This window comes from Ruegeria sp. CK1 (assembly GCF_056536545.1).
In genome coordinates, this window is record NZ_JBQFPX010000005.1 from 252,560 (window position 1) to 271,066 (window position 18,507).

Consider the following 18,507-nt stretch of genomic DNA (forward strand, 5'->3'; position numbering starts at 1 on the left):
TGAACATTATTCCGCCTTGTGTGAACAAGTTCATTTGCGCCCCAACCCTTTAGCGCCTAGAATTTGTTTCGGACGATTTCGGGAGGAACACTTTGACTGCCAATTTAGGCGCAGTGTTTTTGATGCTCTGCTTATTGCAGATCAAACATATGTTCGCTGACTTCTACCTCCAAACTCCCAAAATGTTATCCGGTCGCGGTGAATATCTTCATTGGGGCCGAGCTCAACATGCCGGTGTGCATGTCATTGGTTCAGTTATCGTGTTTCTACTATTTGGAGCACCGTGGTCGTTCATTCTTATTATTGCGGCTCTCGAATGGATTGTGCATTTCAACATCGATTTTGCCAAAGCTAGGTATTCCGACAAAAAACAACTCATGCCATCACAGCCTGCATTTTGGCGCGCGGCCGGGCTAGATCAGTTGATGCATAACCTGACCTATATCGCCATGGTGTGGGCTTGGGCAAAATTTGCCGTCTGATTCAGGGCGTTTTCTCAGGCAACATGCGCAAAAGCATACGGACCGTAGGCGTGCAGCCACTGTCGGTCTATAGCGTCAAGTTTGTCTACGTCGAAACTATCTGCGAATTCCCAATAACGGCCCGAGGGCACAAAGTATCCCAACTCGTTTTCCGCCTGTAACACCGCTGACATCGCATCTGTGTCCGGCAAATCAACCGCTGTCAGATCTTCTTTCACAACAGATGGAAAAAGTAACCGGCTTTCCCCTCGCGATAGCCGGACAACTCTGCAACCTTGCGCCGCACCGAACAAAGCCAGACGTGCGGACTTGGCCTCGAGCGAGCGCAGAGTGATATCCGCACGCAGAGGATCTGCAGTACCGTTCCCGTAGAAATGTGTATTTCCACTTCCCGAATAGATCATGTCACAACCGAAAAAGGCCAGAACAGCGGGTTTCAAAGCGGACAGTGCCCAGTATCCAGCGGTAAAAGCCATCGTACCCCCGGCAAAGACAAATCCACCGAATTCATTTTGGGCCGGAACATAGTCCTGCGCAGTAACAATCCGCTGACGAGGATTGATACTGGCCGGTTGATTTTTGACCGGGAAATCTTCGGGATGAATCAACACGTCCCAATCCGGTCTGATACGCCACGCGTTATTGATCGCAACGATATGTGTAAAGGAGTCGCGATCCCATTCCTGCGCAGCGACGGCGCTCGGGGCGCTCCCCAATATCAGAACTCGGTTCGTTGGCTCGGTCATCCTGGGCCCCACACTTGGTTCCCAGGAAGGTTAGAGCCTTTTGGCCCGATGGCTAGCCCAGAACCGAAAAACTACTTTCTTCGTTAATTGGTCGTTTGCGGGAATAGAACCCTACGTCGATCATACGCTTGATATAAGGAAGCTCGAATTGAAGTGGGTCAGCATCGTGATCGACCCCGCCCTCGCAATAGTCGATCAAAGCCGCCATCATCTTGCCTGCAATCGGCGCGTTCTTGTATTGGTTCCCGCTGGTTCCGCAGGCCATGTAGAATCCAGGCAAGCTGGATTTATCATAGATGGGAATCCAGTCGGTCGATGCATCGTACAGATCCACTACCCCGCGTGTTTTGGACGGTATACCTAGGCTGGGCACCCGCTGGGCATAACGCATGGCCTGCGTGGTCCACTGGTCGGTAAAGTCGTGATTATAATGCACATCATCCTCGCACCACTGATGCGGATCACATTCCGGGTCTTCCGAGCCGACCAGAATGTGGTTGCCGTGCTCGGGCCGGCAGTAACAGGCAATGTCACTGTCCGAGACGATGGTGCCGTCATTTTCGAAATCGAACCCCTCGGGCGCGGGGACATGTACGACTTCCTGCCGCAAGGGGCGGGTTTCGATGGTCATATCATCCAACACACCCGCCATCATGTTGACAATGGCCGAACCCGGCCCGGCGACATTGACCACAACCTTTGCGCGGATTTCTTCGCCGGAAGCCAGTTTTACGCCAGCCACGCGGTCACCATCGGTTAGGATCTCGACCACCTCGGCCCCGGTGCGCACCTCGGCCCCATGTTGTTTGGCCGCGTCCATGAGGTTTTGCGCCGAAAGGGCTGGGTCGGTAACATAACCCGCTTGCGGCCAGAATACTCCGCCCTGCATTTTGCGCCCGTTCGGCTGACCGAACTCTGGATCATCCATGCGCTTGGGTGGCGTGAAACTGTCCAGCGAATAAACTGGCAGACGCTCGGTGATCTTTTCGGGTGACCATTCCTCGAACGGGCAGTCCAGATCGGCACTGTTCTTCATGTGCTTTTCCAACTTTCCGTTCGCATCTGTCTTCATCACCAGACACCCAGTTTCTCGGAACTGTGCCAGATTGGCGTCCGCAGGCAGGCCAAGATAATCAGCCCAGTCACGCCAGTAATGATACCCCTCCCACGCAAACGCAGTACCATCGAAGGTCGAATAATGCATCCGAATGATCGCGCAAGAACCCGCGGTCGAGCCATGACCGACCTGAGAATTGCGGTCCAGCGACAGCGTCTTCCAACCTGCCTTGGCCATTTCGAACGCGATGGCGGCGCCGATGACGCCGGTACCGATTATGATTGCGTCTGGTTGGCTCATTCTGTGTCTCCTTCCCAATAGCGCTTTGAATATGCGCTGAATTCTTCAACTTCCTCAGGTCGCGGTTCGACACCGGTAAAGACGTAAAGGTAGTGCGATACCATCGACAACCGTGTTTCCATTGGCTCGTTCAATTGCGCCAGATCGTAGCCGATCTGCATGTAATACAGCACGCGGGCACGGGTTTCGGCCTCGACCTCGGAATACCCGTACCGGGCGAACATGGCATGTAGTGCCTCGAGTCGCCTGGCGTCAGACTGATCCAGCGCACGCCGTACTTTTCCTGACTTGCGCGCCCAATCCCGCACAGCAAAATCTAGCGCCGTGTCAAACAGGTCTGTGTTCACTACGCAGCGATGCACGTTACAAACCGCACCAGTGATCGTCTCTGCCGGAGCTTCGGCTTGCGCGACCAGGGCTGCCGTATTGGTGGCCTGCCAGCGGGTCAGCAACGCGTCTAACAGTTCCTGTCGCGACTTGAAGTACCAATAAAATGATGACCGTGACACGGCCATTCTCTCGGCCAAGTTCAGAACTTTGATATGGTCCACACCATCGGAAATCAGCACATCCATCGCCACGTTCAGCCAGTCGTCGCGCGTGACCTTAATGTTGCCGACCAAGGGTTCGGCCTTGGGATCATCCCGGTGCAGGATTGGTTTGGTGTTCATTCAACTCTCCGGCGGTGCGCCGCCCTCTGCCGTACGACGCGCGATGAAATCCTGCAAGGCGCCCAGTCGGTAACTGTCGGCACTCGGCGCCTTGAAGTCGTTTAGAATGCCTTTCCAGACCCCAGTGGCACGGTGATTAGCGTCAACCGAACCGCGTTCGGTCCAGGTGCCGAAATTGGCATAGTCGTGGACATGCGGCTGGTAAAACTCGGTGTTGTAACGCTCCATCGTCTGGCTAGATGCAAAAAAGTGCCCGCTAGGTTCAACCTCACGCAGCGCCGTATCAAAACCGATCTCGGAAGTTCCCGCCTGCGCACCGGCACAAAGCTCGGCAACCATGTTCAGCACTTCTGCGTCACAAATCAATTTTTCAAAGGACACAGTCAGCCCGCCTTCCAGCCACCCCGCCGAATGGATGATCACAGTCGCCCCGGCCATCAGGCAACCCCACAAGCCGAACTGATTTTCATTCGCTGCTTGCACGTCATTGATGTTCGAGGCTGACCCGGCCGCAGATCGCCAAGGCAGACCCAGATGCCGCGCCAATTGCCCAGCCGCCAGCGACGCCTGAAAGTGAGACGGTGTGCCGAAAGCAGGTGCGCCTGATTTCATGTCCACGTTGCTAGTGAACGTCCCGTAGCAGACTGGAGCACCTGGATTTGCCAGTTGAGTTAAGGTCAGCGCTGCCAGCGCCTCGGCATGGGACAGCGTGATCGCGCCCGCCACGGTGATCGGAGCCATCGCGCCCATCAGAGTGAATGGCGTAATGATCGACATCTGCCCGTGTCGGGCGAAGTCGATCAGCCCTTGTGCCATCGGAATGTCCAGCGTTCGGGGGCTATTGGTGTTGATAATCGTGTAGCAATGCGGGTTGGCACGAAAATCGTCGTCGGACAAGCCTCGCGCGGTGGACAGCATCTCAAAGCAATCCATCACTTGCGGCGTCCCGCGTGAGAAGAAGAACGGGAACTTATCCGTCAGCTCCATCTGCGCTTTGGTCGTGAAATAGTGACGCAGGTTCGTTGGCACATCCTGTGGCTCAACCTGCGGCGAGATCATTTGGAACACGTCGAAATGGTGCGTGAGCTTCAGGAACTCAAGATAGTCTTGCCCGGTTGCAGGGCGGCGGCCCCGCTCAAGATCAGTGGCGTTTGGGGCCCCAGCACCCGGCTGGAAGACAAGACTGCCAAGTTCCAATGTAAAATCCCGCCGCCGAGAACCCGCGCGACAGGCGATCGACTTGGGGGCCGAGGCTACAGCAGCCTCGACCATATCACGCCCGATAAAGACCATTTCACTGTCTTCGTCCACGCGCGCGCCTGCATTCTCAAAAATGCGGCGAGCTTCAGGCAGCAGGACCTTCACCCCAAGCTCTTGTAGTGTCCGCAGAGCGGTTTCATGCATGTCAGCAATCTGCTCAGCCGGGAACACTTCCATCTGGGGGAACGGGTTTTTCAGCTGGCGATAGTTCACGTCGCGCTGGGGCGGAGGCGCGGCTTCAGTCCCGCGCCCACGCCTTCGCCTGCCACGCTCGGATGTTTGCGAAATGACCATTAGCCCCTCATCGCCTTGCCCTGCGGGTCATATGGAGACGCCGCGATCACGCGCGCGGGACGTTCTACGCCGACCACATGTACTGACAGGTCTGTGCCCGGTTCGGCCTTGTCGCGGTTAACCAACGCCATCGCCAGCGACTTGCCCGTGTAATGCCCATAGCCGCCCGACGTCACAAATCCTACGCGCTCTTCACCGGACCAGATCGGTTCATACCCACTGGCATCCGCGTCCAGCGCGTCCACTTCCAAAGTGACCTGCAATTGGGCTGGTCCATTTCCGTCGCGCTCGACCACAGCCGCGTCCTTACCGACAAAATCCTTGTCCCAGTCGATCCAGCGGTCCATGCCGGTCATGCCGGGCGTGTAAAGCTGTGTGAATTCCGCCGACCAGATGCCAAAACTCTTTTCCAGTCGCGTTGAGAGCATTGCGTTGAAGCCACATTCACGGATACCTTCACCTGCCCCGGCCTCAAGCAACATGCGGCGCAGCTTGATGTGGTCACCATAACGACAGTTGATCTCATAACCCTTTTCACCTGTTACAGACATGCGCGCGACTCGGGCGCGGACCAACCCGATATCGTAGTCCCCGCAACCCATGAATTTGAGGCCTGACATATCCTGTTCCGCAAGCTTCTCAACCACCGCTTGCGATTTCGGACCGACCACGGCAAAGCCACAATACTCCTCACCCAAATCGCGGATATCAACACCGTCAATCATGTGATCATCGAACCAGCGCATATGCCAAGCACGCAGATAGTAGCTGCCCATGATCCACCAGGTCCCGTCGCCCCAGTTGAGCACGGTCAGATCGCCCTTGAGCCGCCCGTTCTCACCCAGCATCGGGGCCAGCTTGGCCCGGCCGGGCGCAGGCAGTTTCGACGCCATGACTTTATCCAGCCAAACCTCGGCATTGGGGCCGCTGACCTCGAACCGCGAAAAGCCCGAAATATCCAGCAGGCCAACGCCCTCGCGGATCACTTTGCATTCCTCGGCCACGATGTCATGCGCGTTCGAGCGCTTGAGCGTTGGCGTTTCCTCGAATCCTTTGGGCGCGAAATACAGCGGCACCTCAAGATCCCAGCTGACACCCCACTTGCACCCAGCCTCGGTCATTGCGTCATGGGCCGGGGCCATTTTCAACGGGCGACCTGCAGGCAATTGTTCGTTCGGGTAAGTCATCACGAAGCGACGGGAATAGAACTGGCCGGTCGTTTCGCGGATATAGCGTTTGTTCTGCGCAAAATCGCCATAGCGCGCCACGTCCATTGGCCAGGCGTCGGCTTCTGGTTCGCCGTGAATCATCCATTCGGCAAGCGTTTTGCCGACACCGCCGCCCTGCAGGAAACCCGCCATAACAGCGCAAGCAGACCAATAGCCGGGTTTGCCGGGCACCGGCCCAACCAGAGGATTGCCGTCCGGCGAGAACGTAAACGCGCCGTTCACCCATGTCTTGATGCCGACATTCTGGATGGACGGGTAGCGTTCGAAGCCCAGCGTCAATTCGTTCTCGATCCGGTCGAGCTGTTCCTGAAACAACTCTTCACCATAGTTCCAAGGCGCGCCGTCCATGGCCCAGTGTTCGTGGTCGACCTCGTAAATGCCAACCAGAACGCCCTTTTGGTCCTGCCGCATGTAGGTGAAACCCTCAAGGTCCACCGTCATCGGCATCTCGAAATCTGCCTCGGCCACTTCGGGAACCGTGTCAGTGATCAGATAGTGGTGCTTCAACGGAGAGACAGGTAGTTCGACACCAGCCATGCGGCCCACTTGCTTAGCCCAGAGGCCCGCCGCGTTCACCACATGCTCACAGGTTATCGTGCCTCGGTCGGTCACAACCTGCCAGCCATCGGCGGTTTGGATCAGCTCCTCGACCTTGGTTTCTTCATAGTATTCCGCCCCGCGTTTCTTTGCCGCCGTCGCGTAGGCCTGCACTGTACCGGTTGTGTCGATATAACCTTCGCGATCCGCCCACATCGCGCCCAAAACGCCATCTGTCGACATGATCGGGCAGCGTCTCTGCGCCTCTTCCGGGGTCAGCAGTTCGCAATCGTCAATACCGATGGACTGGAAGATACGGTAATTCGCCTGCAACCACTCCCACCGTTCGGGCGTTCCGGCCAAGGTCAGGCCACCGGTCATGTGCAGGCCGATATTCTGACCCGATTCCTTTTCAATCTCGCTGAGCAGGTCAATCGTGTAGGCCTGCAACGAGGCCATGTTCGGATCGGCGTTCAACGCATGAATGCCGCCCGCCGCGTGCCAGGATGACCCCGAGGCCAGCCGCCGCCGTTCCAGCATTACAACGTCCGACCAACCGAATTTTGCCAGATGATACAAGACCGATGCGCCGACAACGCCGCCTCCGATGACCACAACACGATACTGGGATTTCATCCTGCCCCCCTGAAAGACTCGGGGAGGACGCTAGTCGCACTGTTCACTTCTGTCTAGACATTTCTGTACAGTTCTGCACGAATACCAACCCAAGCAGGAATTTGCCTAAATTAAAGACTGGCGCTGGGTCTGGATTTGACGCTCTGAAACCACTCTTGCGTTGCGGTATTGCTTTCGGGGATACGCCGTTTGATCACCCCCGCGAAATCAACGAATACGAATGTCGAAATATCGGCAAGGCTGAAAAACTCGCCCGCGATGAACGGGCTTTGCCGCAACCTGTCTTCGAGGGAGTCAAAAAAGGCTTCGACACGCGCAACGCCCCGTTCCGCCAACTCGGGGATCTGCGCGTAATCAACCGGCCCCGGAATGGCACGATCCTTGAAGGCCGGGTGCATATTGCGCAGCGCTTCTCCGATCGGGGCAACGCCCTGTTGCTCGACAAAGGCGTTCCACATCAAAACCTGCCCCTTTTCATCCGGGGTTCGCCCCATCAAAGGCGGTTCGGGAAAGCGCGCTTCCAAATAAGCCGCGATCCCCAGGTTTTCCGTCAGAACCGAGCCCTCGTCGGTGACAAGAACCGGCAGGGTTGCGCGCGGATTCACGGCCCGGAACGAGTCCTCCAGTTGCTCACCCTTGGCAATCGAAATCTCGCGCGTTTCGATCTCTATGCCTTTTTCGGCGATGAACATCCGAGCCCGGCGCGGGTTGGGCGCCGTCGCGCAATCGTAAAACATCATATGATGGGTTCCTTTTGGGCTAGCGGCGATAAATGAAACAGCGACCCTCAACAGCATCTGTTGGCAAAGGCAATTCAGTCAAACTTTCGAAATACATCCGGTCGCTGGAAACCATTAGCCCACCTTGAGCGAGCAACGGCTCGATCAAAGGCGAGACAAATCTGGCAAACGCATCGTTTTTTTCGCGGTTATGGCCACCGAGGTCTGCGTGTATCAGACTGGCGCTTGCGCCAAAACGCTCCAAGGCGGCGGGTAGTGTTTCGCGCACGTCACCCAGAATCACCCGATCATCGGGTGGCGTTGAATCCGGATGGGATGCCACGGCACGCTCGAACACATAAACCGGGCGGCTTTTCACGTACTGTGCCATGTGGTGATAGGTCCTGCCATTGCCCAAACCAAGTTCGAACACAGGGCCCGGCATGCCCCGCGTCTGGGCGATAGCAAAATCCAGACAGGCGCGCTGCGACACCATGCGGTCAATAAACAGATCCAGGCGGCTTTGGTCGTCAGGCACGGGGAAATCTCTCCTTGATATCATTCGGCTTACATAACAGTGCCGACAAGGCCTGTGATGGCAAATCCTCAAGACTTTGTGTAGGCAATTTGGCCTCAGTTTCACAAATCCGCGACATTTCAGCCCAAGAACGGGTTTGACTAGCCCGCCCCAACCGCGCGAAACTGCGTTAAAAAAACACGGGGAGTTGATTAAGCCGATGCCGACCTACGGCCTAACGGGTGGTATGCCCGCATGACAGCATTATTGTCTGTCCGCGATCTCAGCATCGGGTTTGGTGCTGGGCAGCCCGTTGTAAAAGACGTCAACTTTGATGTCGAAGCAGGCCAGACTTTGGCGTTGGTCGGTGAATCTGGGTCGGGCAAAACCATCTCTTGCCGGGCCGCCTTGCGGATTCTCCCACGCACGGCACAGATTCGCAGCGGCACGATTACACTCAGCGATTCCAAAGGCACTGAAGAACTGACCACGATCAGTGAACGCCAGATGCGAGGAATTCGTGGCAACCGCGTCTCAATGATCTTTCAAGAACCGATGCGTTCGCTCTCGCCCCTGCACAAGATCGGCAATCAGGTGAGTGAGGTTCTTTGGTTGCACCGTGGCGCATCCGAGGCGCAGGCCAGAAAGGAAGTGCTTACCCAGTTTGAACGCGTCGGGTTTCCCGACCCACAGCGCGCCTATGATTCCTATCCGTTCGAATTGTCTGGCGGTATGCGCCAACGCGCCATGATTGCTATGGCGATGGTGGCCAAGCCCGAACTGCTGATCGCGGATGAACCCACAACGGCGTTGGATGTGACTACGCAGGCACAGGTCCTTGGACTGATCAAAGAACTACAGCGCGAAACTGGCATGGCGCTGATTCTTGTCACCCACGACCTAGGCGTGGTCGCCAATATGGCCGAACAAGTCGTTGTCATGCACAAAGGCCGTGTGATGGAATCGGGTGCAGCCGCCCCAATTCTGACCTCACCTGCGCACCCCTACACGCAACAACTGTTTGATGCAGCGCCCGAGATTCCAGACAACGAGGCGGTCGGGATTCCCATGCCCGGTGAAGACCTGATTTTACAGATGAAGGGCGTCTCAAAGACATACACCATGCGGTCTAGCAAGGGTTGGCAAGGTGAGCGTTTGATCCATGCCTGCCGTGGCGTTGATCTGAACCTTGCCCGCGGCAAGACGCTGGCCATCGTCGGCGAAAGCGGCTCGGGCAAAACCACGGCCGCTCGGATAGCATTGGGAGCCGAACCTCCAGACCCCGGCGGTGAGGTGCTTTTCCGAACTTCGGACACTGAAGATCCTATTACCGTGCACCATATGACCCGTGCCCAGCGCACCGCCTTTCAACGCAAGGCGCAGATGGTGTTTCAGGACCCCTATAGCTCTCTCAGCCCCAGAATGCGCATTCAAGACGCCATGACCGAACCGCTTGAGATCCATAAGATCGGCACCTCAGCCGAACAACGGGCCAAAGCCGCCGAGATGCTTCAACGAGTTGGTTTGAATGCAGACATGTTGAAACGATACCCGCACGCTTTTTCCGGCGGTCAGCGTCAGCGGCTGTCAATTGCTCGGGCAATGATGCTGGACCCGCAATTGATCGTTTGCGATGAACCAACGTCGGCACTGGATGTTTCCGTTCAAGAGCAAATTCTGACGCTATTGGAAAACCTGCAAGACAGTCTGAACCTGTCGTATTTCTTCATCTCTCACGACCTTGCAGTTGTCGCACGCATCGCCGACGAAGTTGCTGTGATGCGGCGGGGGCTAGTTGTGGAACAAGCCCCGCCCGAAACACTTTTCTACAATCCCCGCCACCCTTACACCAAGGCGCTGATTGCCGCTCAGCCAGAACCCGACATCAACAGACCCATAGACCTAAAATTGGTTGCTTTGGGCGCGGGTTCGCCAGACAGTTGGGATGACGCCTTCCGATTTTCCGACTCCGTGATACCTTCACTGGTAGAGATGGAGCCCGGCCATAAGGTACGATGCCATGTTTAAGACCACTCGCCCCCTGTTTCTGGCTGCAACGTTGGCTGCTGCTTGGATGCTGCCTGCTGCGGCAAATACAGTTACTCCGCAGGAAGGAGAATTCTGGTCCACAGAAGTGAACGCTGGCAATCTGCCACCCGTTGAAGAACGCCTTCCAAGCGAGCCACTTATTGTCGATCTTGCCGCGAAAGGCCGGGAATTCGGAACGCCCGGCGGTACATTGCGTACAATGGTTACGCGGTCCAAAGACATCCGCCAGATGGTTGTCTACGGCTATGCGCGTTTGGTCGGGTTCAACGAAAATTACGAATTAGTACCTGACCTGTTGGAATCCTTCGAGACCGAAGACAATCGCAAGTTTACCTTGAGCTTGCGCGAAGGGCACAAGTGGTCAAATGGAACGCCTTTCACCTCGGAAGATTTTAGGTATTGGTGGGAAGACGTTGCAAACAATGAACTTCTCAGCCCGTCTGGCCCGCCGGATTTTATGATTGTCGAAGGCAAGTTGCCAACCGTCTCCTTCCCGGACGAGACCACTGTTGTTTATGAATGGGAAGACCCCAATCCAGATTTTCTGCAGTCACTGGCGCAGGCGCGTCCACCGTTCATCTACCGGCCAGCGGAGTTTCTGAAACAGTACCACGAGGTTTATGCCGACCCTGATGAGCTGGCCTTTCTCGTAAACGATGCGCGAGTAAAAAGCTGGGCTGCGTTGCACAACAAGCTGGACAATCTGTACAAGTACGACAATCACGAACTACCGACGCTTCAGCCTTGGCTAAACGCGAGTTCCGGCAAAAAGATCAGGCACAATTTTGTGCGCAACCCATATTACCACCGCATCGATAGCAAGGGCGTGCAACTGCCCTATATCGATGTGGTCGAGATGGAAATCGTCGCTCCCGGTCTGGTTGCCGCCAAAGCCAATGCCGGAGAGACCGACCTTCAAGGGCGTGGGTTGGCATTCCGCGACGCATCAATCCTGAAAAAGGGCGAAGAGATTGGGAACTACAAGACACGGCTGTGGCAGACCGGAGTGGCCTCGCAGATTGCGATTTATCCCAACCTGAACTTTGCCGACGAGGGCTGGCGCGAGGTTCTACGCGATGTGAGAGTGCGTCGGGCCCTTTCTTTGGCCATAGACCGCAAGACGATAAACCAGGCGCTGTACTTCAAGCTGGCCCAACCCGGCGCAATGTCGGTACTGCCTGCCTCACCGTTTTATTCTGAAGAAAACGCGCAGGCCTGGGCGCAATTCGACATCGAGCAAGCCAATGCCTTGCTGGATGAAGCAGGGCTGACTGAACGTGAAAAGAATGGTATCCGCCTGCTGCCCGATGGCCGCCCTATGGAACTGATCATTGAAACTGCCGGTGAGCGGCAAGAAGTCGAGAGCGCACTTCAGATCGTCACCGACACATGGCGCGAAATCGGCGTTGATCTGGTTATGCGACCACTGGACCGCGACATCCTGCGCAACCGTGTGTTCGCTGGAAATACGATGGCTTCAGTCTGGTTTGGTTGGGATGACGGAATCCCGCAGGCCCACACATCGCCCGCATATCTGGCACCGACCGATCAAGTGTTCCTGGCCTGGCCAAAATGGGGGCAATACTATCAGACCGGCGGCGATGTCGGCGAAGCGCCCGATATGCCCGAAGCCGAGCGCCTGATGCAACTGGCCCACGATTGGGAGGTTGCCACTTCCGACGATGAACGTAAGGCAATCTGGAACGAAATGCTTGGCATTCATGCCGATCAGCTTTTTGCCATCGGTATCCTCAACGGGGCGCCCCAGCCGGTCGTGGTTTCCAACCGTCTGCGAAACGTGCCCGAGCAAGCCATGTGGGCGTGGGAGCCCGGTGCGCATTTCGGCATTCACCGGCCGGACGAATTCTTTTTCGCCGACTGATCAGGAGCAGCTAAATGGTTATGCTGCGCTACGCAGTCTATCGCTTTTTCACGATGCTGCTGACGTTGCTGGTGGTTTCAGTACTGATCTTCGTCATCATCAACCTGCCGCCGGGTGATTACCTCAGCAACCAGATTGCAGAGTTGCAGGCTTCGGGCCAGTCTGCCGGCGTGGCAAAAGCCGAGTTTCTGCGCACTGAATACGCATTGGATCGTCCGATCTGGGAACAATACCTGATCTGGATGGGCTTCTGGCCTGGCCCCCACGGGTTTGAGGGCCTGTTGCAAGGCAACTACGGTTGGTCTTTCGAATTCGACCGTCCCGTTGCCGAGATCGTGGGCGACACGCTCTGGCTGACTGTCGTGGTCAATCTGGCAGCGATCCTTTTTGTCTATGCAGTCGCCCTGCCCCTTGGCGTCATCGCTGCTGCACGGTCGCGCACGTGGATCGATTATACCTCGGCCTTCGTTGGGTACTTGGGTTTGGCGACCCCGAACTTCTTACTGGCGCTCATTCTATTCTACTACGGACACCGCTATTTCAATCTGCCGATCGGTGGCCTAATGGACCCGTCTTTCGAAGGCCAGCCCATGAGTTGGGAGAAGATGAAGTCTATTCTCGTCCACCTGATTGTACCGACTTTCGTTATCGGTACGTCGGGTGCCTCGGCCATGATGCAGCGCCTTCGCGCCAACATGCTGGACGAACTGGGCAAACCTTATGTGGAAACGGCCATTGCCAAGGGCATGGCCCCGTCGCGGATGTTGACGAAGTACCCTCTGCGTGTGGCCTTTAACCCTTTTGTAGCCGATATCGGCAATTTACTTCCTTCGATGGTTTCCGGCTCAGTTCTGGTCTCAGTTGTTTTGGGGCTTCAGACTATTGGCCCAACCCTGCTGACCGCGTTGAAAACGCAGGATCAGTTCCTGTCTGCATTCATTTTGATGTTCGTGGCCCTGCTGACACTTATCGGCACCATGATTTCTGACATCCTGCTGGTCATGCTGGACCCGCGTATCCGGTACGAAGGGCGTGAAGCATGACCAAACATCCAGACGGTCGCTTTGTCGACGACGCCCCCTTCGATCCCGACGCCGCACTGCAACAGCTTGAGCGAGCTGACCTAGACGCGCCAAACTGGGTGCTGGTATGGCGTAAGTTCAGAACCCACAAGCTGGGCCTGATCTCGGGCATATTCCTGTTGCTATGCTATCTGATGCTACCCTTTGCCGGGTTCATTGCGCCCTATGGCCCGAACGAACGGAACGGAGAGCATCTCTATGCCCCGCCGCAAACCGTCAATTGGTTTTTTGATGGCAAATTCATTGGCCCGCACGTTTTTCCCATAGTGGCCGAGGCAGATCTTGAAACCTTCCAATGGAATTTCGTGCCTGATCTCGAAGACCCGCGCCCGATCAAGTTTTTCTGCAAAGGGTCGGAATATAAACTGGCGGGCCTGATCAGGTCCGACACACACCTGTTCTGCGCGCCAGAAGGCGCGACGCTGTTTTTGTGGGGCTCTGATCGTTTGGGCCGAGATATATTCAGCCGTATCCTTTACGGCGCGCAGCTGTCGCTAACCGTGGGTCTGATCGGAATTTCGGTATCCTTTTTCCTGGGCATTATTTTCGGCTCAATGGCCGGGTACTTCGGCGGCAAGATCGACTGGGTCATCAACCGTGTTATCGAAGTCTTGCGCTCACTACCCGAGCTGCCGCTCTGGTTGGCCCTTTCCGCAGCGGTGCCCTCCAACTGGAGTCCGGTCGCAGTATTTTTCATTATCTCGATCATCCTTGGCATTCTTGACTGGCCCGGACTAGCTCGATCCGTCCGCGCCAAATTCCTGTCTTTGCGCGAAGAAGAATACGTGCGTGCAGCCGAGATGATGGGTGCAAGCTCGGGCCGGGTGATCCGCAAACACCTGCTTCCGAACTTCATGTCCCACTTGATCGCATCTGCTACTTTGTCGATACCCGCGATGATCCTGGGGGAAACTGCGCTTAGTTTTCTTGGCCTCGGACTTCGGGCACCAGCAGTCAGCTGGGGCGTGATGCTAAACGATGCACAGAACCTCGCATCGATCGAGATCTATCCGTGGACGGCCATCCCTATGTTACCGATCATTGTCGTCGTGTTGGCCTTTAACTTCCTCGGCGACGGTCTTCGTGACAGCTTGGACCCCTACCAGCAATGAGCCTGTTCTCCGCCCTCCCAGCCTCAGACAGCTACAAAACCTCTGGCAAGGGCGAACTTGCCAGTGCGTTTGCGGTGTCTGAATTGGCTGTCACCAGTTTTGCCGCCGTGGGTCAGGAATTGGCACGTCTCGTGAACGCGCTAAACCTTGCGCCTTCATCCCCCGAGGTTGCAGTTGATCAACGTCTGGCCTCGCTGTGGTACGGGTTTTCCTTCAAACCAGACGGGTGGGACATGCCCAGCCTTTGGGACACTGTCGCAGGGGACTATCAGGCATCAGATGGTTGGATCAGGTTGCACACGAACCTGCCGCGCCACAAAGCCGCCGCGTTAAAGGTATTGGGTGTTCCCGGCAACCGAGACGCCGTCGCTCAAGCGCTTAAGGAATGGTCGGTCTCAGAGCTGGAATCTGCGATTGTTGCTGAGGGCGGGGTCGCGGCAGCGATGCGCAGTCGATCAGAATGGCTTGACCATCCACAAGGACGTTCTGTGTCCCGCGATCCATTGATCGGCTGGCACAGCCCAAGACACGTCACGCTGCGCGACCGCCCAGAAGCCACAGCTGATCGTCCACTTGCAGGACTGCGAGTTCTGGATCTGACGCGCGTTCTGGCTGGCCCGGTTTCGACCCGTACTCTGGCGGGGTTCGGTGCGGACGTTCTACGTATCGACCCGCCAGGATGGGACGAACCAAGCGTAATCCCTGACATCTCTCTGGGCAAACATTGCGCTTATTTGAACCTGAAATCACCTGACGGCCTCAAGAAACTACAGGGCCTGATTGAGCAAGCCGATGTATTTGTCCACGGCTACCGGCCAGGCGCGTTGGATGCTCTGGGCCTGACAAAAATAAAACGTGATGAGCTGGCCCCTAACCGAGTCGAGGTCACGCTGAATGCCTATGGCTGGCAAGGCCCCTGGTCCAATAGACGCGGATTTGACAGCCTAGTTCAAATGAGCGCGGGGATCGCGGATGCTGGGCAGACATGGGCCAAAGCAGACAAACCGACGCCATTACCCGTTCAGGCGTTGGACCATGCCACGGGGTATCTGATGGCCGCGGCTGTTTTGTCTGCACTGGCCGAAGCCGCATCAGGCAACTCCATTATGCTCGCTCAGCTATCGCTCGCCCGCACGGCGGAATTGCTGGCGGCTCTGGCAAAGTCGGAAGCTGGCGAAAAGATTTCAAGTGCGGCAGCCGCAGACTATTCGCAGGTTTCCGAGGCTTCTGGCTGGGGTCCGGGTCACCGTCTTAAACCTGCTTTGACTGTTGGCAAGGCCCACATGCGCTGGAGTTTGCCTGCATCGAAGCTGGGTACATCAGAACCGGTTTGGCCATCGCCGTAAGCCTTGCCCCCACGATTCAACGCTTAGGGTGGCGTCTAGTCAAAGCAGCAGGCCGAATGGTGCGCTGTATCTAGCGATCGTCACCCCCGCCAGGGCCGATATCGTCAAGATAATCCTCGTCAATTGCGGCCTGTACGGCACCGGTCACGGCCTCACGCTCTTTGGGCGACAAATCTTCGGCTTCTTTGCCGTCCGCCAAACGAACGGTAACCTCTCGGTGGGCAAACCTGATGCCTTCACGCGCAAACAATTCGCGAATTTCTTGATAGACTTTCTTACGAACCAGCCACTGATCCCCCGGCTTGGTCATGAACTTGACCCGGATGATCATCGCGGAATCCTGCATCTCGATCACGCCCTGCGATTTCAGCGGTTGGATAAAGTTCTCACCGATCACCGGATCACTCAGCAACTGCTGCCCCAGCTTCTTGATTAGCTTGCGCACCTTTTCGACATCGGTGTCGTAAGTTACGCGCAGCGGTAATTTCATGATCACCCAATCGCGGGAATAATTAGTCAGTACCTTGATCTCGCCAAAGGGAATAGTGTTCAGCGCACCAAGATGGTGACGCAACTGGAACGACCGGACCGAGATTTTCTCAACCGTTCCCTTAACATCCCCGATGTCGATGTATTCACCCTTACGGAAAGCGTCATCCATCAGGAAAAATGCACCCGAAAAGATATCACGTACCAGTGTTTGTGAACCGAAACCAACGGCCAGACCCACGACGCCGGCACCAGCAAACAGTGGGCTGACATTGATACCAAGTTCCATCAAAACGATCAGTGCGATGGTCACAACCACAACCGCCAAAATGGCACCACGGAACAACGGTAGAAGCGTTGCCAGACGGCTCTGGCCACCTTCGCCACCCTCGTCACCTAATTCGGCCTCTTCGCCGCCATCGTCAATTTCTTCGGCAATCTTGCTGTCGATCCAAATGCGGAAGAAATGGAAAAGGATGTAGCCGATGAAGAGGATGACCATCACATCCAGCGCCCGGTCGATGGGCAAGTCTTCGCTCCAACTGGCATCCGGATTCCAGATGACAACCAGCGCATAGAGGCCGACAACAAACGCCAAAATACCTGCTACACGACGGGCCAGATCCTCATATGTCAGGATCGAATGCTGGCGCATCTCTGCCTCTGGCGTCTCGGCAGGCTCTTTTAACTCATCCGCATTTTCCGCATTCAAATCTTCCATTTGGCGGCTGCGGTCGAAATAGCGCTCTAGCAGGTAGTTCATCGCCCCATAGGCAATGACAACAGACATAAAGATACCATAGCTGCTGGCCACGATTGGCAGTGAATTTTCATTTTCCAGAACCAGATCTACGGCCAGCTTGAACCAGCTAAAGACGATATAGACGATCAGCGCCGGTGCCCATGCGAATGAGATGAAACGCGATATCCACGAGACCTGATCTGGCGCCCGTCCCCCGCGTATCGCGTTCGATATTGCGCGGGCGTTGAACAGGATCATTAAAACGTTGCCCAGTGCGCCAAACATGGTCAGGCTGCCATAGACCATTGCGTAGACGTTGTAGTTCAAGCCAAAATCGGCAACCCACGTCGAAAACAAAACTACTGATATGTCATAGGTCGCAAGCGCAGAGGCCCAAAAATACAGCCGCTTGGCATCCCGATCAGAAAACGGAGGCAGACGATATTGGCTAAGGTAAGGCGACAACACCATTCGCCACAGATCAGATACCGTTCGCGACAGGAAGAAGGCGGTAAAAATTGCCGTCACTGTGAACTGGATCGAGATGTCTTCAGCCTCGCCAAAGAACAGATATCCAACAATGAGGGCCATAAGCATCGCAAAGATCGTGGCTCCGATCCCCATAAAGAAACGGAACACCAAAAACGGCATCTTTTCCCGATAGCCCTGCGGGTTTTCTTTTGAGCGCGCAACGACAAGCTTTTTGGCCATTCGCTTGCCGTAGATCTCGGTTGACAACCAGCGCCCCAACAGCAGGAACAGGATGTTCCAGAACAGCACTTCAACATAGGTCTGGATTCGACCATCCGGACTGGTCTGACGCAGAATATACTGCACTTCGAAGATCGAGTAGGGCAACGCTTGCAGGCGTGATTGCATGGACGCGCGGAAATCCGAAAACTTCTCTTGCGCCTTCATGAGCTGCGAACCTTCCCCCATCGGATCGCTGGCTTCTTCTGTACCAACACTGGCCTCATTGCCCGATGAAACGACCTGACCAGTGCTATCGATTACGATCACACTGGCACCCGCTTCGGTCGCGGCCTTGATCGCTGCAGCCAAATCTCCATCCTGGCCTGCATCCGCCTCGGTACTGGATCCAGTGTTATATCCAGGGATAAAAGACGTCTGCGCCGCTGCTGCGGTGACAAAAGCCGCTGCAAAAGCCCACAAAACAAAGGCCATTCCAGCAATGAGTTTCAGTTTCATCAAGCAGTCTATCCAATTCACATGTTGCACAGCAGGTTACAGAAGCACCTGAGCGTATTCAAATATTCAGGGTTGCCCTTCCCGAGATCGTGTCAATTCGTGTTCCGGCTGCAATGCCGACAACAAGAGTGTTTCCAACCTTTACAAA

Annotated in this window: 14 protein-coding genes; 6 read left to right on the forward strand and 8 right to left on the reverse strand. The window is 55.9% G+C overall.

Annotated features, from left to right (window positions below; all coding sequences use genetic code 11):
* Nucleotides 1-122 precede the first annotated feature (122 nt).
* The gene (locus ACR0L3_RS13980) at nucleotides 123-482 is read left to right on the forward strand and encodes a DUF3307 domain-containing protein (RefSeq protein ID WP_480746401.1); all 360 of its coding nucleotides are present in this window, start codon (nucleotides 123-125) and stop codon (nucleotides 480-482) included.
* A gap of 14 nt (nucleotides 483-496) precedes the next feature.
* Here ACR0L3_RS13980 and ACR0L3_RS13985 read toward each other — a convergent pair whose 3' ends face one another.
* From ACR0L3_RS13985 to ACR0L3_RS14015, 7 genes are all read right to left on the reverse strand, one after another.
* On the reverse strand, nucleotides 497-1,228 hold the full coding sequence (locus ACR0L3_RS13985; RefSeq protein ID WP_480746352.1) for a hypothetical protein: 732 nt from the start codon (nucleotides 1,226-1,228) through the stop codon (nucleotides 497-499).
* A 52-nt stretch (nucleotides 1,229-1,280) separates the two neighbouring features.
* On the reverse strand, nucleotides 1,281-2,585 hold the full coding sequence (locus ACR0L3_RS13990; RefSeq protein WP_480746353.1) for an NAD(P)/FAD-dependent oxidoreductase: 1,305 nt from the start codon (nucleotides 2,583-2,585) through the stop codon (nucleotides 1,281-1,283).
* The gene (locus ACR0L3_RS13995; RefSeq protein ID WP_480746354.1) at nucleotides 2,582-3,256 is read right to left on the reverse strand and encodes a TetR/AcrR family transcriptional regulator; all 675 of its coding nucleotides are present in this window, start codon (nucleotides 3,254-3,256) and stop codon (nucleotides 2,582-2,584) included. Before ACR0L3_RS13995 ends, ACR0L3_RS13990 begins: the two co-directional genes overlap by 4 nt.
* Nucleotides 3,257-4,810 carry a trimethylamine methyltransferase family protein gene (locus ACR0L3_RS14000; RefSeq protein ID WP_480746355.1) on the reverse strand — a complete coding sequence of 518 codons (1,554 nt, stop codon included), beginning with the start codon at nucleotides 4,808-4,810 and terminating at the stop codon, nucleotides 3,257-3,259.
* Nucleotides 4,810-7,212, reverse strand: a complete 2,403-nt coding sequence (locus ACR0L3_RS14005) for a GcvT family protein (protein WP_480746356.1) — start codon at nucleotides 7,210-7,212, stop codon at nucleotides 4,810-4,812. The genes ACR0L3_RS14000 and ACR0L3_RS14005 overlap by 1 nt, the downstream gene beginning before the upstream one ends.
* A 110-nt stretch (nucleotides 7,213-7,322) precedes the next feature.
* Nucleotides 7,323-7,952 carry a glutathione S-transferase family protein gene (locus ACR0L3_RS14010; protein WP_480746357.1) on the reverse strand — a complete coding sequence of 210 codons (630 nt, stop codon included), beginning with the start codon at nucleotides 7,950-7,952 and terminating at the stop codon, nucleotides 7,323-7,325.
* A gap of 19 nt (nucleotides 7,953-7,971) precedes the next feature.
* On the reverse strand, nucleotides 7,972-8,493 hold the full coding sequence (locus tag ACR0L3_RS14015; protein WP_480746358.1) for a class I SAM-dependent methyltransferase: 522 nt from the start codon (nucleotides 8,491-8,493) through the stop codon (nucleotides 7,972-7,974).
* Nucleotides 8,494-8,703: 210 nt separating this feature from the next.
* Here ACR0L3_RS14015 and ACR0L3_RS14020 point away from each other — a divergent pair, with 210 nt between their 5' ends.
* The 5 genes from ACR0L3_RS14020 to ACR0L3_RS14040 are packed head-to-tail and all read left to right on the forward strand — an operon-like array spanning nucleotide 8,704 to nucleotide 15,919.
* Nucleotides 8,704-10,476 carry an ABC transporter ATP-binding protein gene (locus ACR0L3_RS14020; RefSeq protein WP_480746359.1) on the forward strand — a complete coding sequence of 591 codons (1,773 nt, stop codon included), beginning with the start codon at nucleotides 8,704-8,706 and terminating at the stop codon, nucleotides 10,474-10,476.
* Entirely contained in the window at nucleotides 10,469-12,379 is a 1,911-nt protein-coding gene (locus tag ACR0L3_RS14025) for an ABC transporter substrate-binding protein (RefSeq protein WP_480746360.1), read from the forward strand. The genes ACR0L3_RS14020 and ACR0L3_RS14025 overlap by 8 nt, the downstream gene beginning before the upstream one ends.
* A 14-nt stretch (nucleotides 12,380-12,393) precedes the next feature.
* Nucleotides 12,394-13,422: an ABC transporter permease gene (locus tag ACR0L3_RS14030; protein WP_480428656.1), complete on the forward strand. Its 1,029-nt coding sequence runs from the start codon at nucleotides 12,394-12,396 to the stop codon at nucleotides 13,420-13,422.
* Nucleotides 13,419-14,573: an ABC transporter permease gene (locus ACR0L3_RS14035; RefSeq protein WP_480746361.1), complete on the forward strand. Its 1,155-nt coding sequence runs from the start codon at nucleotides 13,419-13,421 to the stop codon at nucleotides 14,571-14,573. The genes ACR0L3_RS14030 and ACR0L3_RS14035 overlap by 4 nt, the downstream gene beginning before the upstream one ends.
* Complete coding sequence (locus tag ACR0L3_RS14040) at nucleotides 14,570-15,919, forward strand: CoA transferase (protein WP_480746362.1); 1,350 nt, start codon at nucleotides 14,570-14,572, stop codon at nucleotides 15,917-15,919. Before ACR0L3_RS14035 ends, ACR0L3_RS14040 begins: the two co-directional genes overlap by 4 nt.
* A 70-nt stretch (nucleotides 15,920-15,989) precedes the next feature.
* Here ACR0L3_RS14040 and ACR0L3_RS14045 read toward each other — a convergent pair whose 3' ends face one another.
* Nucleotides 15,990-18,359, reverse strand: coding sequence for a mechanosensitive ion channel domain-containing protein (locus ACR0L3_RS14045; protein WP_480746363.1), 2,370 nt, complete (start codon nucleotides 18,357-18,359; stop codon nucleotides 15,990-15,992).
* Between the last annotated feature and the right edge of the window lie 148 nt (nucleotides 18,360-18,507).